Source organism: Streptomyces sp. NPDC041129 (genome assembly GCF_055592265.1).
Genome location: NZ_JBVIYV010000004.1, coordinates 310973 through 328198, shown reverse-complemented (window position 1 = coordinate 328198; position 17226 = coordinate 310973). Strand labels below are relative to the sequence as shown.

The following is a 17226-nucleotide window of genomic DNA, read 5'->3' as shown; positions in this document are numbered from 1 at the left end:
GTACGGCGTGCCCGGTTCGTTACGCCACTCGCGCCCTGGTCCGGCCGCCGTGCCGGGCCGAGGCGAGCAGCCCGCGCAGCGTGCTCAGCCAGCCGGCGGCCACGAACGTGGCGGCGACGGCGAGGCCCAGGGCTCCGTTGAGCGGCATCACGATGCCGACCGCGCCGCCGAACACCCACGCCATCTGCAGCAGTGTCTCGGACCGGGCGAACGCCGAGGTGCGCACCTGCTCCGGCACGTCCCGCTGGATCAGCGCGTCCAGCGACAGCTTGGCCAGTGCCTGGGCGAACCCGGCGACGGCGGCCAGGCAGGCCACGAGGAACGCCCCGAAGAACACGGCGGCCACGACGGCCGTGCCGAGCGCCACCGCGACGACCGTCACGATGATGATCTCGGGCGCCTTCGACTTCAGCCAGGCGCCCACCGCCGTGCCGAGGGCGTTCCCCGCCCCGGCCGAGACTCCGACTATCCCCAGCGAGACCGCCGCGCTCTCGCCGGTCAGCGGGTGCTCGCGGAGCAGGAAGGCGAGGAAGAAGATCAGGAAGCCGGACAGGCAGCGCAGCGCGGCGTTGGCGGCGAGGGCGTGCGTGACGGCGGGCCCCACGGTCCGCAGCCCCGGCCGTTTGGCCTGCTGCTTGCGCCGCGGCCCGTGCAGATGCTGTTCGTCGGCCGCGAGCAGCGCCACGTCCTCGCCCTTGGCGGAGTCGACCTTGGGCGGCAGGGAGAAGGACAGAAACGTCCCTGCGACGAAGATCACGAACGCCCCGTACAGCGGCCAGGGATCGCCGAGGGCGTGCAGGCCCGCCGCGACCGGCGCGGCCACCCCGGTGGCCAGCAGCCCGGCCAGGGTGACCCGGGAGTTCGCCTTCACCAGGGAGAAGGCGGGCGGCAGCAGCCGGGGCACGACCGCGCTGCGGACCACTCCGTAGGCCTTGGACGCGACGAGCACGCCCAGCGCCGCGGGATACAGCTCCAGGCTTCCGCTCGCCACGGCCCCCGAGATGATCAGCGCCAGCAGCGCCCGGGCCAGCATCGCCCCCGCCATCGCGGCCCGCCGCCCGTGCGGCAGCCGGTCCAGCAGGGGCCCGATGACGGGCGCCAGCACGGTGAACGGGGCCATGGTGATGGCCAGGTAGAGCGCGACACGCCCGCGGGCCTCGTCGGTCGGCACCGAGAAGAAAACGGTCGACGCGAGCGCGACCGTGATCATGACGTCCCCGGCGCCGTTCACCGCGTGCAGCTCGATCAGCTTGCCGAGACCCGACTCGCCCGCGCCGTGCGCGTGCGTGACCTTGCGGATGCCGCGCGCGGTGCCGGTCACGGGGAAGTGCAGGGCACGGCCGACCGCGCGGACGGCACCGCCGACCCGGCCCGAACCGCCACCCCGAACGCTGCCCCTGTCCGTGGCTGCCACGTCGTTCATAGTGCCCCGAGACCCCGCCCGATAGTGCGGTTTGAATTCACGCGAGTCGGCCGGCCCGTTGGCGGCGGGCCGGGCGCAGGCCGGCCCGCCACCCGATCACCCCATGACGGACACCGGCCCTCGGACCGGTCGTTTTTCGGCCAACCGGGCCGTTCGCCGAGGCCGGTTCTCGGCCAACCGGCACGCGTTGCCGGTCGGGAAACATCGCCGGGCAGCGCCGGACTGTCCCCGACCACCGGCGACCGGGTAGCGTGCGTATCTCAGCCATAACGCAGAATGGATGGCAGAGGTGCGCCCGAGCGCGATCGGATGCGGACGTCGATGCGGCCCCCAGGTCCGCTCCGTCCCCCCAACCGCCGGAGGCAGCCGCACTCATTGCAGACGGCGTAGGAGAGAAGCGATACCTGTGAGCGCAGCGACAACGCGAAGCCGCACCCCCGACCGTCTGTGCGCCGAGGCCGTCGACCTCGCCCGCGCCGCCGCCGAAGAGGCCGCCGCACCCGGGGTGGTGGGCGAGCACGTCGGTCTGGTGTCGGAGGGCGACCGTGTTGTCACGCACTTCTTCGAGTGCAAGGAGATGGGCTACCGGGGCTGGCGCTGGGCCGCGACGGTCGCCCGCGCCTCCCGTGCCAAGATCGTTACCTTGGACGAGGTGGTCCTGCTCCCCGGCCCCGACGCCCTCCTCGCCCCCGAGTGGGTGCCGTGGAGCGAGCGCCTGCGCCCCGGCGACCTCGGCCCCGGCGACCTGCTCCCCACCGACCAGGAGGATCTGCGCCTGGAGCCCGGCTACACGGGTGAGGAGGAGCCCCCGCCGAACTCGGTCGTGTCCGGCGAGATGGCGGAACTGGCGGAGGCCGAGGACGCGGAGCTCTCTCCGGGTGTCCCGGCCGTCCAGCCCACGACGCCCGTCCGCGGCTCGATCGCCTCGGTGGCGGAAGAGCTGGGCATGCGGCGCGCGCGGGTGCTCTCCCGTTACGGCCTGCATGTCGCGGCCGACCGCTGGGAGGAGTCGTTCGGCCCCCAGACCCCGATGGCCCAGGCGGCCCCCGCCACCTGCGCGAGCTGCGGGTTCCTCACCCCGATCGGCGGCTCGCTCGGCCAGGCCTTCGGTGTCTGCGCGAACGAGTTCTCCCCGGCCGACGGCCATGTGGTCTCCCTGTCCTACGGCTGCGGCGGCCACTCCGAGGCGGCCGTCATGCCGAAGACCCCGCAGCCGCCCCCGCCGGTCGTGGACGAGACCCGGATCGACGTCTTCCCGCTCCGCCCGGCCCGCGACTCGGGCTCCGTCCCGGAGGCGGGCGACGCGGAGACCGCGGAACTCGGCCACTCCTGAGGGCGGGCGTCGTGAGGGTGGGGGTGCACCGGCGTGCCGTCCGATGGATCACGTTCGGGGCGATCGCGTTCGGTTCGCTGTTCCTGATCGTCGGGCTGATCCTCACCGGCGTGTCGGTCTCGTTCCTGTCGGACGCGAAGCACGCCCGGGGAACCGTGGTCGCGCTGGAGTGGCGCGAGGACCACAGCGGCTCCCGCAGGAAGCGGGCGCACGACGACCCGGTGGCGTACCCGGTGGTCGCGTTCACCTCGGCGGACGGTGTGCGGCGGACGTTCCGGAGCTCCTTCGGCTCCAACCCGCCGTCGTACGACAAGGGCGAGCAGGTCGAAGTCCTCTACGACGCGGATTCCCCCGACGACGCCCGGATCAAGGGCTTCGCCTCGCTGTGGCTGCTGCCGCTGATCTTCGGCGGGATCGGCCTGGTCTTCGCGGGCGTCGGCACGACGGTCGCCCTGGTGACGCGGCGCCGCTCCCGCTGAGTTCCGGTCGCGGGCCCGGCGCGGATCAGTCGCCGTAGAGCGGCAGGTTCTCCGACGAGATGGTCCAGTCGGCGATGGTGACGTCCTCGCCGTAGACGAAGTCCTTGCGGGTCGCGTAGCGCGGCCCGTCGGGGGTGGAGTGGATGTCGGTGAGGACAGTGCCGCTGCCGGTGCGGGGGTCGAAGATCGCGTAGACCGGAATGCCCAGGAGCGGATAGTCACGCATCTTGCCGACCCAGTCGTTGTCCGGGTTGGAACGCGAAGCGATCTCGATGGCGGCGATCAGCGTCCGCGGGTCGAACGACCCGCCTCCCTCCATGTCCGCCTCGGCGATGACCATGACGTCGGGGCGCCGCATGATGCCTTCCGGCTCGTCCTCCACATCCGGTTCACCGGTGTGGGCCACGATCTCCTCGGGCATCACCTTCTCCAGGCGTTTCCGAAGACGCAGCACGGTGAGTTCGTGCGGCCTGACGGGCGCCATCATGTCGTGGACGATGCCTTCCTTGGTGATCTCGAACTTGCCGGGAATGGTGTCGTCCATCGACTCGATGAGGTCCCGCATGGCCCGGTAGACGTGGTCGGCACCCCGTCGCTCGCTGTCCGGCGCGATGGTCATGGCGCTCGCTCCTCGTCGTCTGTGCCCAGGGGCAAGGATCGTCGCTTTCATGCTAGGCGGCGTCCGGTGGTCCGGGGCGACAGCCGGAGCAGAGTCCCGGGTCGGGTGCGCGGAAGGCGCGGTCGCAGCCCTCGCAGTTTTGGAGCGGGTGCCGGACCGCCGGCGGGGGTGCCGGGGTGCGGAACGGGGGTGGTGGCGGCAACTGGGCCGTCAGCCGGTGGGCCAGCAGGGCGGCCGGGCGGCACAGGGGCTCGTCCGGAAGGCCCGTGGTCAGCGCGTGCCGTACGGCCGAGGGCGTCGCGTCCCGCTCCAGCCAGGCGACGACACCCGGCGCCAGATGCGCGGTGTCCCGGGCCGACAGCAGCAGGCGGGAGTCGTGGCGGCGGAGGTCCCCGAGCAGGTCTGTGGCCTGCCGGACGAGGACGGGAGAGGGCCGGGCCGGACGCGGTACGGGCGGCAGCGCCCTGCTCACGGCCTTCTTCTTCCCAGGCGGCGGCGCCGAGGGGGCGTCCCCGCCGCCTCCCGGCTGGTTGCAGGAGACCGTGCGCGTGACGATCCGGCCGTCGGATCCGCGCTTCCGCTCGCGCCGCAGGTATCCGTGGGCCTCCAACTCCCGCAGCGCGGCGGCGATCCGGACCGCGCCCTCGGGGAAGCGGGCGGTCAGGGTCCTGATGTCTACGCGGGACCCCGCGGGCAGCGACTGGATGTGCACCCCGAGCCCGATCGCGAGACCGGAGAGCTCCGGGTGCTGGGCCAGGTGATTGCCGATCACCGTGAAGCGGGCGGAGTGACGGGTGTTGTCATGGATCAGCCCGCCGGCGGCCGACCGCCGGTTCGGGTGGTTCTTGGCGACAACTCGGGACTGGGCGCGCACGGGCGCGCTACGGTTCTGGGTATCCATCGGGAAGGGTTTGCTTCCTAGGTGGTCAGGCCCTCGATCGGGATCGCTACTCCCGGCCGGGGGCCGTTATTTTTGCCGGTTCACCAAATTTGCCGTGCTTGCTGCGCCGAGCGTAGAGCGATCAACCGGCCGCCACGCCAGTCGCGTTGGCGATGTTCACCCTGGCGAGTGAGCGTGCGCCGTCGCGGGCGGGAGGGGTGGGGCTTGGCGGGGTTCTTTCTCCCTGGTGGTCCTTTGGGAAAGAGCGCCACTCGGACCGGAGCACGAGTTCCCGGGTTTCGGTGGCAGAGCGATCTCCGCCCACACCGTCTTGCGGGGCGTCAGGCCCGGGGTGACGCCCCAGCGGCCGGCCGGCGCGTCGACCAGCAGCGATCCGCGACCCGAGTCGCCGTCCGGATCCGGTCTCCGGTGCGGGGGAGCCGTTCGCCGCGTGTGTCGGTCACTTCGATGCGCAGCACGTCCGCGACGACGTGGAGCGTGAGCCGGAAGTCCCGGCCCGTCACCCGCCCGTGCGTGGCCGCGTTCGTGTCGCTCCCACGTCCTCCACCGTCCACATACGCGACTCCGAGCAGGACGAGGGCCCCCTGCTGACCGTCACCCCCGCCACCTGGGCGAGCTTCGTCGTATACGCCTCCCGCCGCTGACGCCGGGGCCGGACGGCCACCCGCTCACGGGGCTGTACCTTCGTCCTCAGGCAGACGAGGAGAGTGAACGTGAGCAAATACGTGCGGCCGGCGACCGAGGGCGCCGACCCCTTCGGCACCGCCCGTCTTCGCCGCGGTGTCCTCGACGCCTGGGCCACCAGCCCCGCCCGGTTCCGCGAGGACGCCAACGCCGAGGAGGACCTGGTCCTCGGCGGCTACCGGGACCGGCTCGTCATCGAGCTGGCCCAGAACGCCGCCGACGCCGCCGCCCGGGCGAAGGTGCCGGGGCGGCTGCGTCTCACTCTCCGCGACGGTGTCCTGGTCGCCGCGAACACCGGCGCCGGTCTGGACGCGACCGGCGTCGAGTCGCTGTCCACCCTGCGCGCCTCCGCCAAGCGGAACGCCGATGAGACCCACGGCGCCGTCGGCCGGTTCGGCGTGGGCTTCGCCGCCGTGGTGTCCGTCACCGACGAGCCGGCGATCGTCGGCCGGCACGGCGGGGTCCGCTGGTCGCTGGCCGAGGCACGGGCGCTGGCCGCCGACACCGCCCGGCACAGCCCCGGCCTCGGTGACGAGGTCCGCCGCCGGGACGGGCACGTGCCGCTGCTGCGGCTCCCGTTCGCCGCCGAGGGCTCCGCCCCGGACCCGTACGACACCGCCGTCATCCTTCCTCTGCGCGACACGGCCGCCGCCGACCTCGCCGAGCGTCTCCTCGACGCCGTGGACGACGCGCTGCTCCTCGCCCTGCCCGGGCTGGAGGAGGTCGTGGTCGAGGTCGACGGCGAGGCGCCGCGCACCCTGCGCCGCCGTACCGAGGACGCCGTCACCGTCGTGGAGGACTCACGGGACGGTGTCACCCGCTGGCGCACCGTCGCCTCGCACGGCCCGCTCACCGCCGAACTGCTCGCCGACCGGCCGGTGGAGGAACGCCTGCGCCCGCACTGGTCGGTGACCTGGGCCGTACCGGCGGACGAGCAGGGCAGCCCCGCGCGTCCGCGCACGGCGGCGGTCGTGCACGCCCCGACCCCCAGCGACGAGCCCCTCGGCGTCCCCGCGCTGCTCATCGCGTCCTTCCCGCTGGACACCACCCGCCGGCACGCGGCGCCCGGCCCGCTGACCGATTTCCTGGTGCAGCGGGCGGCGGACGCGTACGCCGAACTGCTCGCCGAGTGGCGCCCGGTGACCGACGGCGTCATCGACCTGGTGCCGGGGCCGCTGGGCAGGGGCGAGCTGGACGGCGCGCTGCGCCAGGCGATCCTGGAGCGGCTGCCGCGTACCGCCTTCCTGCCCCCGGCCGCCGGCCACAAGGAGGACGACGACCTCCCCGAGGCGCTGCGGCCCAGGGACGCCGAGATCGTGGAGGGCGCGGGCGCGGACACCGTGCGGGTCCTCGCCGAGGTGCTGCCCACCCTGCTGCCCGCCGGGCTCGAGCGCAGCGTGGAGCTGCGCACCCTCGGGGTTGCCCGGCTGCCCCTCGCCGACGCCGTCGACCGGCTCGCCGGTCTGGAGAAGGACCCCGACTGGTGGTGGCGGCTCTACGACAGCCTGGCCGGGGTCGACCCCGACCGGCTCTCCGGGCTGCCGGTGCCGCTCGCCGACGGCCGTACCACCATCGGCCCCCGGCAGGTGCTGCTGCCCAGCCCCGACGCCGCCGGCCTGGACCCGGACGTGCTCGGCCGGCTCGGGCTGAAGGTCGCCCACGAGGACGCCGTCCACCCGCTGCTGGAGAAGCTGGGCGCGCTGCCCGCGACCTCGCGCGCGGTGCTCACCACCCCGCAGGTGCGGGCCGCGGTGGCGGCCTCGCTGGACGACGAGGGCGGGGCGCTGTGGGAGGAGGACGCTCCGGACGCGGAGGAACTGGCCGACACCGTCCTCGCGCTCGTCCGCGACGCCGCCCTCGAACCCGGTGACGAACCCTGGCTGGGCGCGCTCGCGCTGCCCGACGAGGACGGCGAACTCGCCCCGGCCGGCGAACTGGTCCTGCCCGGCAGCCCGTTCGCCCAGGTGATCCGGGAGGACGAGCTGGCCGCCGTCGACCATGACCTGGCCGGCAAGTGGGGCGAGCAGCCGCTCACCGCCTGCGGGGTGCTCGCCAACTTCGCGCTCGTCCGCGCCACGGACGTCGTCCTCGACCCGGACGAACTGGAGCCCCGGGAGGGCGACTTCGCCGAGCCCGACGACGCGGGCCTGCTGGACGCCGTGGACGTGTGGAGCGAGGACATCCTCGACCGCTTCCCGGACACGCCCGTGCCGCCGGTCGCCACCGAACTGGTCGCCGTCCGCGACCTCGACCTGGTGGACGACGACAAGTGGCCGCAGGCGCTCGCGCTGCTCGCCCAGCCGCCGCTGCGCGACGCCCTCACCCAGCCGGTGCGCGTCCTGCTGCCCGACGGCACCCACGAGGTCGTACGCCCGTACACCGCGTGGTGGCTGCGCGGGCACCCGGTGCTCGACGGCCGCCGCCCGGCGGGCCTGCTCGCGGCCGGCGGCGACCCGCTCCTGCACGGCCTGTACGACGAGGCCGACGCGACCGGCTTCGAGGACGAGCAGGTGCTGCGCGCGCTGGGCGTACGGACCTCCGTCGCCGCCCTGCTCGACGAGCCCGGCGGCGCGGCCGAACTGCTGGACCGGCTGTCCGACCCCGAGCGGCCCGTGAGCCCGACGCAACTGCACGGCCTCTACGGCGCGCTGGCCGAGCTGGACCCGGAGCAGGTGACCCTGCCGGAAGAGCTGCGGGCGGTCGTGGACGGCCGGGTCGAGGTGGTGGACGCGGCCGACGCGGTGGTCGTGGACTCCCCGGACCTGCTCCCCTTCACCTCCGGGGTCCCGCTGCTGCCGGTCCGCCCGGCCCGGGCCGCCGAACTGGCCGAGCTGTTCCAGGTGCGGCGGCTGAGCGAGTCCCTCACCGGGTCGGTGGACTCCGAGGGCACCGAGCACGACGTACCGGACGCGGTGCGGGTGTTGCTCGGGCCGCGCACGCCCGGCACCTATGTGGAGCACGAGGAACTGGTCGTGGACGGCGTCGAGATCGACTGGCGCCTCACCGACGACGGCACGCTGCACGCGGCCACCCTGGAGGGGGTGGCGGCCGGCCTCGCCTGGGCGGCCGACCAGTGGCCCCGCCGCTTCGAGGTGGCGGCCCTGCTGGAGGACCCGTCCAGGACGCGGGAGCTGGCCCGGGACCGCTGGTTCGACTGAGGTTCGGCGCTGGTTTCGTAAGTCACTCGCAAAACCTTCAACTTTCCTACAACCGTTCCCCTGGGTGGCGAGTCTGATCAACGAGTCGACTGACTCCACGATCATTTGGGCACTTCTGTGCCCACCCTCTCCACACAGGGGAACGCATGCGCATACGTGCCACCGTGGCCGCCGTCACCGGCGCCCTGGCCCTCTCCGCCTTCGTCGTGCCGGCCGCGCAGGCCGCCGACAACTCCTCGTCCTACAGCCCCGCCGACCTGGTGAAGGACGCTCGCGCGCTCCACGCCTCCTCCGGCAAGTCGGCGTTCAGCTCCTCCGCCGCGGCCACCGACGAGCCCTACACTCTGGACCTCAGCTTCTCCGGCGTGAAGATCAACAACGGCAAGCCGATCGTCGTCGGCACCACCAACCGCGTCTCCGTGCCGGTCACCTACACGGTCACGCACGGCGCGGACGTCGACATCCACGCCGATGACTTCTTCATGGACGTGGACATCTACCGCGGATCGTTCAACGACCCGAACGCCCGCTTCCAGGTCGGCGACGACTGGCCGACCTGCACCGACACGTCGGCGACCGTGGCCTCCTGCAAGGGGACCATCGACATCTACCCGCAGGACCCGGACTTCGGGCTGATCAACGCCGACGCCACCACCTGGAAGGCCGAGGGCTACGCCTACGCCTTCAACGGCCAGGACCCGAGCGCCGACGACTTCGACCCCAGCAAGGTCGGCTTCGTGGCCCAGGACGGCCTCGGCACCACCAAGCTCCAGCGCTACTCCAAGCTCACCGTGAACGCCTCCCCGGAGCCGGTCACCAAGGGCAAGACCATCACGGTCACCGGCAAGCTCTCCCGCGCCAACTGGGAGGACCACGCGTACCACGGCTACACCGGCCAGTCGGTGAAGCTGCAGTACCGCAAGAAGAGCTCCAGCACCTACACCACGCTGAAGACCATCACCACCAACTCCACCGGCAACCTGAAGACCACGACCACGGCCACGGCCGACGGTTACTACCGCTTCTCGTTCGCGGGCACCTCGACCACCCCGGCGGTCAACGCCGCGGGTGACTACGTCGACGTGAGGTAAGCCTCAAGCCGGAAAGCGGCGGCCGACCCATCTCCACAGGAGTTCCAGGGCGGCCGCCGCCACCGCCGCGACGGCCACCGCCGTCCACGGCATGGTGACGCCCACCAGTTTGAGGGCGAAGAAGTCCTGCAGGGCCGGTACGACGAGGACCAGCAGGAAGGCCGCGCCCATCGCGGCCACCAGGGCGATCCGCCACCAGGTGTACGGGCGGGCGATGATCGCCAGGACCCACATGGAGATCAGGAACAGCGTCAGCGTGGCCGCGCTGGTCTCCGCCTCCAGGGAGCCCGGGCCGCTGTAGTAGTGCCGGGCCAGCAGGTACGTCGCGAAGGTCGCCGCTCCCGCCACCACCCCGCCGGGCACCGCGTACCGCATGACCCTGTGGACGAAGTGGGGATGGGCCCGCTCCCTGTTGGGGGCCAGGGCCAGGAAGAAGGCCGGCACGCCGATGGTGAGGGTGGACAGCAGGGTCAGGTGACGCGGCAGGAACGGGTACTCCACCTGCCAGCACACCACCAGCAGCGCCAGCAGCACCGAGTACACCGTCTTGACCAGGAACAGCGTCGCCACGCGCGTGATGTTGCCGATCACCCGGCGGCCCTCGGCGACCACCGAGGGCAGTGTGGCGAAGCTGTTGTCCAGCAGCACGATCTGCGCCACCGCCCGGGTCGCCTCCGAGCCCGAGCCCATGGAGACGCCGATGTCCGCGTCCTTCAGGGCCAGCACGTCGTTGACGCCGTCCCCGGTCATCGCGACCGTGTGCCCGCCCGACTGCAGCGCGCCGACCATGTCCCGCTTCTGCCGCGGGGTGACCCGGCCGAAGACGGTCCCCTCGTCCAGCGCCTTCGCCATGCCCCGCGCGTCGGCGGGCAGCCGGCGCGCGTCCACCGCCGTACCGGAAAGCCCCAGCTTGGCCGCGACCGCGCCGACGGAGACCGCGTTGTCACCGGAGACGACCTTCGCGTGGACCCGCTGGTCGGCGAAGTAGCGCAGGGTGTCACCGGCATCGGGGCGCAGCCGCTGCTCCAGCACGACCAGCGCGGTCGGGTGGGCGCCGTGGGCCGGCTCGGGGTCGTCCAGGTCGCGGGTGGCGCGGGCCAGCAGCAGGACCCGCAGCCCCTGCTCGTTCAGGCGCTCGGTCTCGGACAGGGCGGGGTCGTCCTGGGGGAGCAGTACGTCGGGGGCGCCCAGCAGCCAGGTGCTGGCCTCGCCGTCGCCCTCGCTGAACGCGGCGCCGCTGTACTTGCGGGCGGAGGAGAAGGGCAGCGACTCGACGCAGCGCCACTCCTCGCTGTCCGGATAGGCGTCGATGATCGCCTGGAGGGAGGCGTTGGGGTGCGGGTCGGACTCACCGAGGGCGCCGAGCACCTTGCGCACATACGGCACGTCGGCCCCGTTCAGGGCCCGCAGCTCGGTGACGTCCATGCCGCCCTCGGTCAGCGTGCCGGTCTTGTCCAGGCAGACGGTGTCCACGCGGGCGAGGCCCTCGATGGCGGGCAGCTCCTGCACCAGGCACTGCTTGCGCCCGAGCCGGATGACCCCGATGGCGAAGGCCACGGAGGTGAGCAGCACCAGCCCCTCCGGAACCATCGGGACGATGCCGCCGACCGTGCGGGCGACCGCGTCCTTGAGGTCGTCGTTCTTCACCACCAACTGGGTGACGACCAGGCCGAGCGCGGCCGGGACCATCATCCAGGTCACGTACTTCAGGATCGTGGAGATGCCGGAGCGCAGCTCGGAGTGGACGAGCGTGAACCGGGACGCCTCCTCGGCGAGCTGTGCGGCATACGCCTCCCGGCCCACCTTGGTCGCCCGGAACGCGCCACCGCCGGCCACGACGAAGCTGCCGGACATGACCTGGTCGCCGGGCCGTTTGAGCACCGGGTCGGCCTCACCGGTGAGCAGCGACTCGTCGATCTCGAGGCCGTCGGCCTCCGCGCACACCCCGTCCACGACGATCTTGTCGCCTGGGGCCGCCTCCACCAGGTCGTCGAGGACGATCTCGTTCGTGGCCACTTCGACGGCGGCTCCGTCGCGGCGGACGGTGGGCCGGGCCTCGCCGATCACGGCGAGCGAGTCCAGGGTCTGCTTGGCCCGCCACTCCTGCACGATCCCGATGCCGGTGTTGGCGAGGATCACGAAGCCGAAGAGGCTGTCCTGGATCGGCGCGACGAACAGCATGACCAGCCACAACACACCGATGATCGCGTTGAACCGGGTGAAGACGTTCGCGCGGACGATCTCGCCCATCGAGCGGCTGCTGCGCAGCGGGACGTCGTTGACGTCCCCCCGTGCGACGCGTTCGGCGACCTCGGCCCGGGTCAGACCCGACGACCGGGTCCCCGGCAGAGCCACCGGGTGCACCGGGTCGAGTTCGGCCCCCGCGTCGATGTGCGTCATGCATTCGACGGTACGTGCGGATCTGCGGCTCCACCTGCCGAGCGGGGGGAGATCCGACCTGGGGAGGAGGGACGTCCTGCGCTGGTTGGAGAGCCCGGCCGCTACCTGCTCGCGGTGGCCGCCTTCAGCGCCGCGTCCCGCTTGATAGCCGCGTCCCGCCTGCGGACGTACCAGATGCCGATCAGGCCGAGACCGCCGCCGGCCAGGCAGGTCCACAGCCACCACAGGTGGCCGTGGTCGTCGAACCAGCCGTAGAAGGGGAGCTGGACCAGGAAGAGGACGAACCACACGATCGTGCCGCCGGTGATGGTGGCGACCACGGGCCCCTCCAGGGGCTCCGGCGCCTCGTGCTTCGGGGTCCACTTCGTCATGGGGACAGCTTACGAGGCGATCAGATCTACGCGCGGAGATGGCGCTTTACCTCTCATACGTTCATACTGAAACCGTTTGTCTTTGGCCGCTTCTGTTCGTATGAAACTCCAACGGGGCTCGGGGGAACCCCGCTGGTGATGAGGTCCTCATGTCCACCTCGGCACCTGCCAAGGTCCCCGCCCCCGAGCAGCCGGGCGGCACTCCCGCCTACGGCGCTCTCGACCGCTACTTCCGGATCTCCGAGCGCGGCAGCACGCTCGGCCGCGAGATCCGGGGCGGTCTCGCCACCTTCTTCGCGATGGCGTACATCATCGTGCTGAACCCGATCATTCTGGGCAGCGCGAAGGACATGTACGGGCACCATCTGGACAACGGCCAGCTGGTGACCGCGACCGCGCTGACGGCCGCGTTCACCACGCTGCTGATGGGCGTCATCGGCAACGTGCCGATCGCGCTCGCCGCCGGTCTCGGTGTGAACTCCGTCGTCGCGCTCCAGCTCGCCCCCCGGATGTCCTGGCCGGACGCCATGGGCATGGTCGTGCTGGCCGGCTTCGTGGTCATGCTGCTGGTCGCCACCGGGCTGCGCGAGCGTGTGATGAACGCCGTGCCGTTCGGTCTGCGCAAGGCGATCTCGATCGGTATCGGCCTGTTCATCATGCTGATCGGCCTGGTCGACGCCGGTTTCGTCACCCGCATCCCGGACGCCGCGCAGACCACCGTCCCGCTCCAGCTCGGCGTCGGCGGTCACCTCGACGGCTGGCCGGTGCTGATCTTCATCCTGGGCGCGCTGCTCACCTTCGCGCTGATCGTCCGCAAGGTGCCGGGCGCGATCCTGATCTCCATCGTCGGCATGACGGTCCTCGCGCTGATCATCAACTCGGTCGCCCACGTCACCACCTGGGGCCTGACGGTCCCGAAGTGGCCCGGCAACCCGGTGGCCACCCCCGACTTCGGCCTGATCGGGCAGTTCAGCCTCTTCGGCGGCTTCTCCAAGGTCGGCGTGCTGACCGGCATCCTCTTCGTCTTCACGGTCCTGCTGTCGTGCTTCTTCGACGCGATGGGCACGATCATGGGCATCGGTGACGAGGCCAAGCTGACCGACGCCCAGGGCTACATGCCGGGCATCAACAAGGTCCTCTTCGTCGACGGCATCGCGGTCGCGGCGGGCGGCGCCAGCTCCTCCTCGGCCACCACCGCGTTCGTGGAGTCCACGGCCGGTGTCGGCGAGGGCGCGCGCACGGGTTTCGCGAACGTCGTCACGGGCGCCCTTTTCGCGGTGGCCCTCTTCCTCACCCCGGTCGCCACCATGGTCCCGTCCCAGGCGGCCACGCCGGCCCTGGTCGCGGTGGGCTTCCTGATCCTCTCGAACTCCGTCAAGGAGATCGACTGGGCGGACTACACCATCGCCATCCCGGCCTTCGTGACCATGATGATGATGCCGTTCACCTACTCGATCACCAACGGCATCGGCATGGGCTTCATCACCTTCGTGGTGCTGCGTCTGGCCGCCGGACGGTCCCGCGAGATCCCGGTCGCGATGTACGTCGTCGCCGCGGTGTTCGCCTTCTACTACCTGATGCCGGCTCTGGGTCTCACCTGAGGCACGGGCGTCAGGTGACGCCGTAGAACTTCTCCGTCTCCTCGACGGCGGTCTGGAACCGTTCGTCGAAGTCGTCCCGAATGAGCGTGCGGACCACATAGTCCTGCACGCTCATTCCTCTTCTCGCCGCGTGATGCCGGAGCCGTTCGAGCAGCTCCCCGTCTATCCGCAGGCTGAGCACAGTGGTCCCCATGGGTACGAGGGTCGCCACATCAAGCCATCCCATGCGTCACTTTCCGGAATCGTCTCACTCTTATGGGTGATCAATGGGGCGAGTGGCGGGCGTCACGGGCCCGCGCTTCTCTCTCGGGTGGTCCTTAGCGAGAGTAATGAGTTACGCTAATGACCATGCCGGACCTCAACCATGGCGACGACGCCGCCGCCGTGAACTCCCTGCGCTCCGCCGTGATGCGGCTGTCCCGTCGGCTCAAGCACCAGCGGGTCGACGAGTCGCTGAGCCCCACCGAGATGTCGGTGCTGGGCACCCTCTCCCGTTGCGGCACCGCCACCCCGGGCGAACTCGCCCGCAAGGAGCACGTGCAGCCGCCGTCGATGACCCGCATCGTCGCGCTGCTGGAGGCCAAGGGACTGGTCCGGCTCGAACCGCACCCCGAGGACCGTCGCCAGAAGGTCGTCACCAGGACCGAGCAGGCCGAGGCGATGCTCGAGGAGAGCCGCCGCAAGCGCAACGCGTTCCTGGCCGGCCTGGTCGACGCCCTCGACGAGGACGAGTGGGCCAAACTCCGTGCCGCCGCCCCGGTGCTGGAGAAGCTCGCGCATCTGTAAGCAAGCCACTCAAGGAGGCGAACTCGTTTGAGTACGGGATCCGGAGCAGCTTCCGCCCCCGCACCGACCACTACTACCCCCACCGCCCGCAAGTCCTCGATGTTCAGCTCGCTGAAAGTCCGGAACTACCGGCTGTTCTTCGCCGGCCAGGTCGTCTCCAACACGGGCACCTGGATGCAGCGCATCGCCCAGGACTGGCTGGTGCTCGGCCTCACCGGTTCCTCCGCGGCCGTCGGTATCACCACGGCCCTGCAATTCCTGCCGATGCTGCTGTTCGGTCTGTACGGCGGCGTCCTGGTCGACCGGCTGCCCAAGCGGCCCACCCTCCTGGTCACCCAGACGGCCATGGCCATGACCGGCCTCGCGCTCGCCTTCCTGACCCTCTCCGGTCACGTCCGGGTCTGGCACGTCTACGTCGCCGCCTTCGCCGTCGGACTCGCCACGGTGGTCGACAACCCGGCCCGGCAGTCCTTCGTCTCCGAGATGGTCGGCCCCGGCCAGCTCCAGAACGCGGTCAGCCTGAACTCCGCGAACTTCCAGTCGGCCCGGCTCGTCGGCCCCGCCGTCGCCGGTCTCATGATCACCGGCGTGGGTACCGGCTGGGCGTTCCTCGCCAACGGCCTGTCCTTCGCCGCGCCCATCGCCGGACTGCTGCTGATGCGCTCCCGCGAGCTGCACGTCGTCGAGCGCGCGCCGCGCGGCAAGGGCCAGCTCCGGGAGGGCCTGCGCTACGTCGCCGGGCGCCCTGAGCTCATCTGGCCGATCGTCCTCGTCGGCTTCATCGGCACCTTCGGCTTCAACTTCCCGGTGTGGCTCTCGGCCTACGCCGACGACGTCTTCCACTCCGGCGCCGGTGCCTACAGCCTCTTCAACACCCTGATGGCAGTCGGCTCCCTCGGCGGCGCCCTGCTGGCCGCCCGCCGCGGCACGGCCCGGCTGCGGCTGCTGATCGCCGCCGCGCTGGCCTTCGGCACGCTGGAGACGGTGGCCGCCCTGGCCCCGTCCTACTGGCTGTTCGCACTGCTCATGGTCCCGATCGGGGTCTTCGGCCTGACGGTCAACGTCACGGCGAACACGGCGGTCCAGATGGCCACCGACCCGGCCATGCGCGGGCGGGTGATGGCCCTGTTCATGATGGTCTTCATGGGCGGTACGCCGCTGGGCGCACCAGTCGTCGGCTGGATCACCGACACCTACGGCGCCCGGGTCGGCTTCGCCCTCGGCGGAGTGATCTCGGCCGTGGCCGCCGCCACCATCGGCCTGATCCTGGCCCGCATCGGCGGCCTGCGCCTCTCGGTCGGCTGGCACCGCGGCCACCCCCAGGTCCGCTTCGTCCCCAAGGAGCAACTGGCCCCTGCGGCCTGACGGGCGGGAGGAGCGGGATTCAGTCGCGGGGGAACTCGCCGGTCTTGAGGACGAGACCGAGGAGGGTCCCCGTGAGGTCCAGCTCCTCCCCGAAGTCGGCCTTCACCTCGAGGGCGTACCTGCCGTCCCTGGGGTGGGTGAAGACATGGCACTCATCTCGACCTTGTATCCCTCGGGGACGGGCATCTTCTCGAGCCGCGCGAACATCTCGTCGAGCGTGATCGTGTTGTCGCTCTCGGCCAGCGCGATCCTGTCTTCGAGGACGGTCATCGTGGCGCTCCTCCCCGGCCGCCCCACGAGCGAACGCAGCCGCGCGGTACAACGATACGCACGGTCATCCGGACACGCCGGGGCGTGCGCGGGAGACTGACGGCATGAGACTCTTCGCCGCCCTGCTGCCCCCGGACGACGTCGCCGACGCGCTCGCCCAAGAGGTGGTCGCGCTGCGGGCGCTGCCCGGCGCCGACGGGCTGCGCTGGACCGGGCGCCCCGGCTGGCACTTCACGCTCGCCTTCTACGGCGAGGTCGGCGAGGAGCTGGTACCGGAGCTGCGGGACCGCCTGGAGCGCGCGGCGGGCCGTACGCCGGCCTTTCCGCTGGCGCTGCGCGGCGGCGGCCAGTTCGGGCGTGGGAAGGCGCTGTGGGCGGGCGCCGACGGCGATCTGCGCGCCCTGGGACTGCTGGCCGGGCGCGCGGAGGCGGCGGCCCGCAGGAGCGGCATCGAGATGGGGGAGCACCGCCGCTACCAGGCGCACCTGACGGTGGCCCGCAGCCGGGCGGCGGTGGACGTACGGCCGTACGTGACGGCGCTGCACGACTTCGGCAGCCGTACCTGGACGGTGGACGAGCTGGTCCTCGTTCGCAGCGACCTGCCGAAGTCCGGCGTGGCCGGCGAGCAGCCCCGCTACGAGCCGGTCGCCCGCTGGGCACTCGGCGCGGCCGGTTAACCTCGGTACGTGGACCCGAAGACCCGTAACCGGATCATGGCCTTTGTGCTCGTGCTGATGTTCGCCGT

15 protein-coding genes and 2 pseudogenes are annotated in these 17226 nt (G+C 71.7%); 9 read left to right on the top strand and 8 right to left on the bottom strand.

Annotation, left to right across the window (positions count from 1 at the left end; all coding sequences use genetic code 11):
- Window positions 1–19: 19 nt before the first annotated feature.
- Window positions 20–1423 carry an MFS transporter gene (locus ACZ6B1_RS17100; protein ID WP_468779113.1) on the bottom strand — a complete coding sequence of 468 codons (1404 nt, stop codon included), beginning with the start codon at window positions 1421–1423 and terminating at the stop codon, window positions 20–22.
- 406 nt (window positions 1424–1829) lie between these two features.
- Between ACZ6B1_RS17100 and ACZ6B1_RS17095 the strand changes: the two genes are divergently transcribed.
- Together ACZ6B1_RS17095 and ACZ6B1_RS17090 are read left to right on the top strand one after the other, a co-directional pair.
- A complete protein-coding gene (locus tag ACZ6B1_RS17095) occupies window positions 1830–2756 on the top strand; it encodes a DUF3027 domain-containing protein (protein WP_468779111.1) in 927 nt (308 codons plus the stop codon).
- An 11-nt stretch (window positions 2757–2767) separates the two neighbouring features.
- Window positions 2768–3235, top strand: coding sequence for a DUF3592 domain-containing protein (locus ACZ6B1_RS17090; protein WP_468779109.1), 468 nt, complete (start codon window positions 2768–2770; stop codon window positions 3233–3235).
- A 25-nt stretch (window positions 3236–3260) separates the two neighbouring features.
- Here the strand turns inward: ACZ6B1_RS17090 and ACZ6B1_RS17085 are convergent, their stop codons facing one another.
- The 3 genes and pseudogenes from ACZ6B1_RS17085 to ACZ6B1_RS17075 form a co-directional block, all read right to left on the bottom strand.
- Entirely contained in the window at window positions 3261–3854 is a 594-nt protein-coding gene (locus tag ACZ6B1_RS17085) for a Uma2 family endonuclease (protein ID WP_468779107.1), read from the bottom strand.
- A 52-nt stretch (window positions 3855–3906) separates the two neighbouring features.
- Window positions 3907–4755, bottom strand: a complete 849-nt coding sequence (locus tag ACZ6B1_RS17080) for a helix-turn-helix domain-containing protein (protein WP_468779105.1) — start codon at window positions 4753–4755, stop codon at window positions 3907–3909.
- 156 nt (window positions 4756–4911) lie between these two features.
- Window positions 4912–5279, bottom strand: a pseudogene (locus ACZ6B1_RS17075) (ATP-binding protein); the annotation flags it as partial.
- Here ACZ6B1_RS17075 and ACZ6B1_RS17070 point away from each other — a divergent pair.
- The 3 genes from ACZ6B1_RS17070 (at window position 5226) to ACZ6B1_RS17060 (ending at window position 9688) form a co-directional block, all read left to right on the top strand.
- Window positions 5226–5399: a DUF397 domain-containing protein gene (locus ACZ6B1_RS17070; protein ID WP_468779103.1), complete on the top strand. Its 174-nt coding sequence runs from the start codon at window positions 5226–5228 to the stop codon at window positions 5397–5399. The pseudogene ACZ6B1_RS17075 and the gene ACZ6B1_RS17070 sit on opposite strands and share 54 nt — an antisense overlap.
- A 69-nt stretch (window positions 5400–5468) precedes the next feature.
- Window positions 5469–8597: a sacsin N-terminal ATP-binding-like domain-containing protein gene (locus ACZ6B1_RS17065; protein ID WP_468779102.1), complete on the top strand. Its 3129-nt coding sequence runs from the start codon at window positions 5469–5471 to the stop codon at window positions 8595–8597.
- A 146-nt stretch (window positions 8598–8743) separates the two neighbouring features.
- Window positions 8744–9688, top strand: a complete 945-nt coding sequence (locus tag ACZ6B1_RS17060) for a hypothetical protein (RefSeq protein WP_468779100.1) — start codon at window positions 8744–8746, stop codon at window positions 9686–9688.
- A gap of 3 nt (window positions 9689–9691) precedes the next feature.
- Here the strand turns inward: ACZ6B1_RS17060 and ACZ6B1_RS17055 are convergent, their stop codons facing one another.
- Entirely contained in the window at window positions 9692–12088 is a 2397-nt protein-coding gene (locus ACZ6B1_RS17055) for an HAD-IC family P-type ATPase (protein WP_468779099.1), read from the bottom strand.
- 101 nt (window positions 12089–12189) lie between these two features.
- The gene (locus ACZ6B1_RS17050) at window positions 12190–12459 is read right to left on the bottom strand and encodes a DUF2530 domain-containing protein (protein WP_468779097.1); all 270 of its coding nucleotides are present in this window, start codon (window positions 12457–12459) and stop codon (window positions 12190–12192) included.
- Between the two features lie 149 nt (window positions 12460–12608).
- On the opposite strand from ACZ6B1_RS17050, the gene ACZ6B1_RS17045 reads away from it, so the two are divergent.
- Window positions 12609–14060 carry an NCS2 family permease gene (locus ACZ6B1_RS17045; RefSeq protein ID WP_468779095.1) on the top strand — a complete coding sequence of 484 codons (1452 nt, stop codon included), beginning with the start codon at window positions 12609–12611 and terminating at the stop codon, window positions 14058–14060.
- Between the two features lie 10 nt (window positions 14061–14070).
- On the opposite strand, the gene ACZ6B1_RS17040 is transcribed toward ACZ6B1_RS17045, so the two are convergent.
- Window positions 14071–14253, bottom strand: coding sequence for a ribbon-helix-helix protein, CopG family (locus ACZ6B1_RS17040; RefSeq protein ID WP_199210976.1), 183 nt, complete (start codon window positions 14251–14253; stop codon window positions 14071–14073).
- A 155-nt stretch (window positions 14254–14408) separates the two neighbouring features.
- On the opposite strand from ACZ6B1_RS17040, the gene ACZ6B1_RS17035 reads away from it, so the two are divergent.
- Together ACZ6B1_RS17035 and ACZ6B1_RS17030 are read left to right on the top strand one after the other, a co-directional pair.
- Entirely contained in the window at window positions 14409–14846 is a 438-nt protein-coding gene (locus ACZ6B1_RS17035) for a MarR family winged helix-turn-helix transcriptional regulator (protein WP_359548596.1), read from the top strand.
- A 27-nt stretch (window positions 14847–14873) separates the two neighbouring features.
- On the top strand, window positions 14874–16211 hold the full coding sequence (locus ACZ6B1_RS17030) for an MFS transporter (protein WP_468779093.1): 1338 nt from the start codon (window positions 14874–14876) through the stop codon (window positions 16209–16211).
- A 153-nt stretch (window positions 16212–16364) separates the two neighbouring features.
- Here the strand turns inward: ACZ6B1_RS17030 and ACZ6B1_RS17025 are convergent.
- Window positions 16365–16508, bottom strand: a pseudogene (locus tag ACZ6B1_RS17025) (Uma2 family endonuclease); the annotation flags it as partial.
- A 77-nt stretch (window positions 16509–16585) separates the two neighbouring features.
- On the opposite strand from ACZ6B1_RS17025, the gene thpR reads away from it, so the two are divergent.
- A complete protein-coding gene (gene thpR / locus ACZ6B1_RS17020) occupies window positions 16586–17158 on the top strand; it encodes an RNA 2',3'-cyclic phosphodiesterase (RefSeq protein WP_468779091.1) in 573 nt (190 codons plus the stop codon).
- Window positions 17159–17226 lie beyond the last annotated feature (68 nt).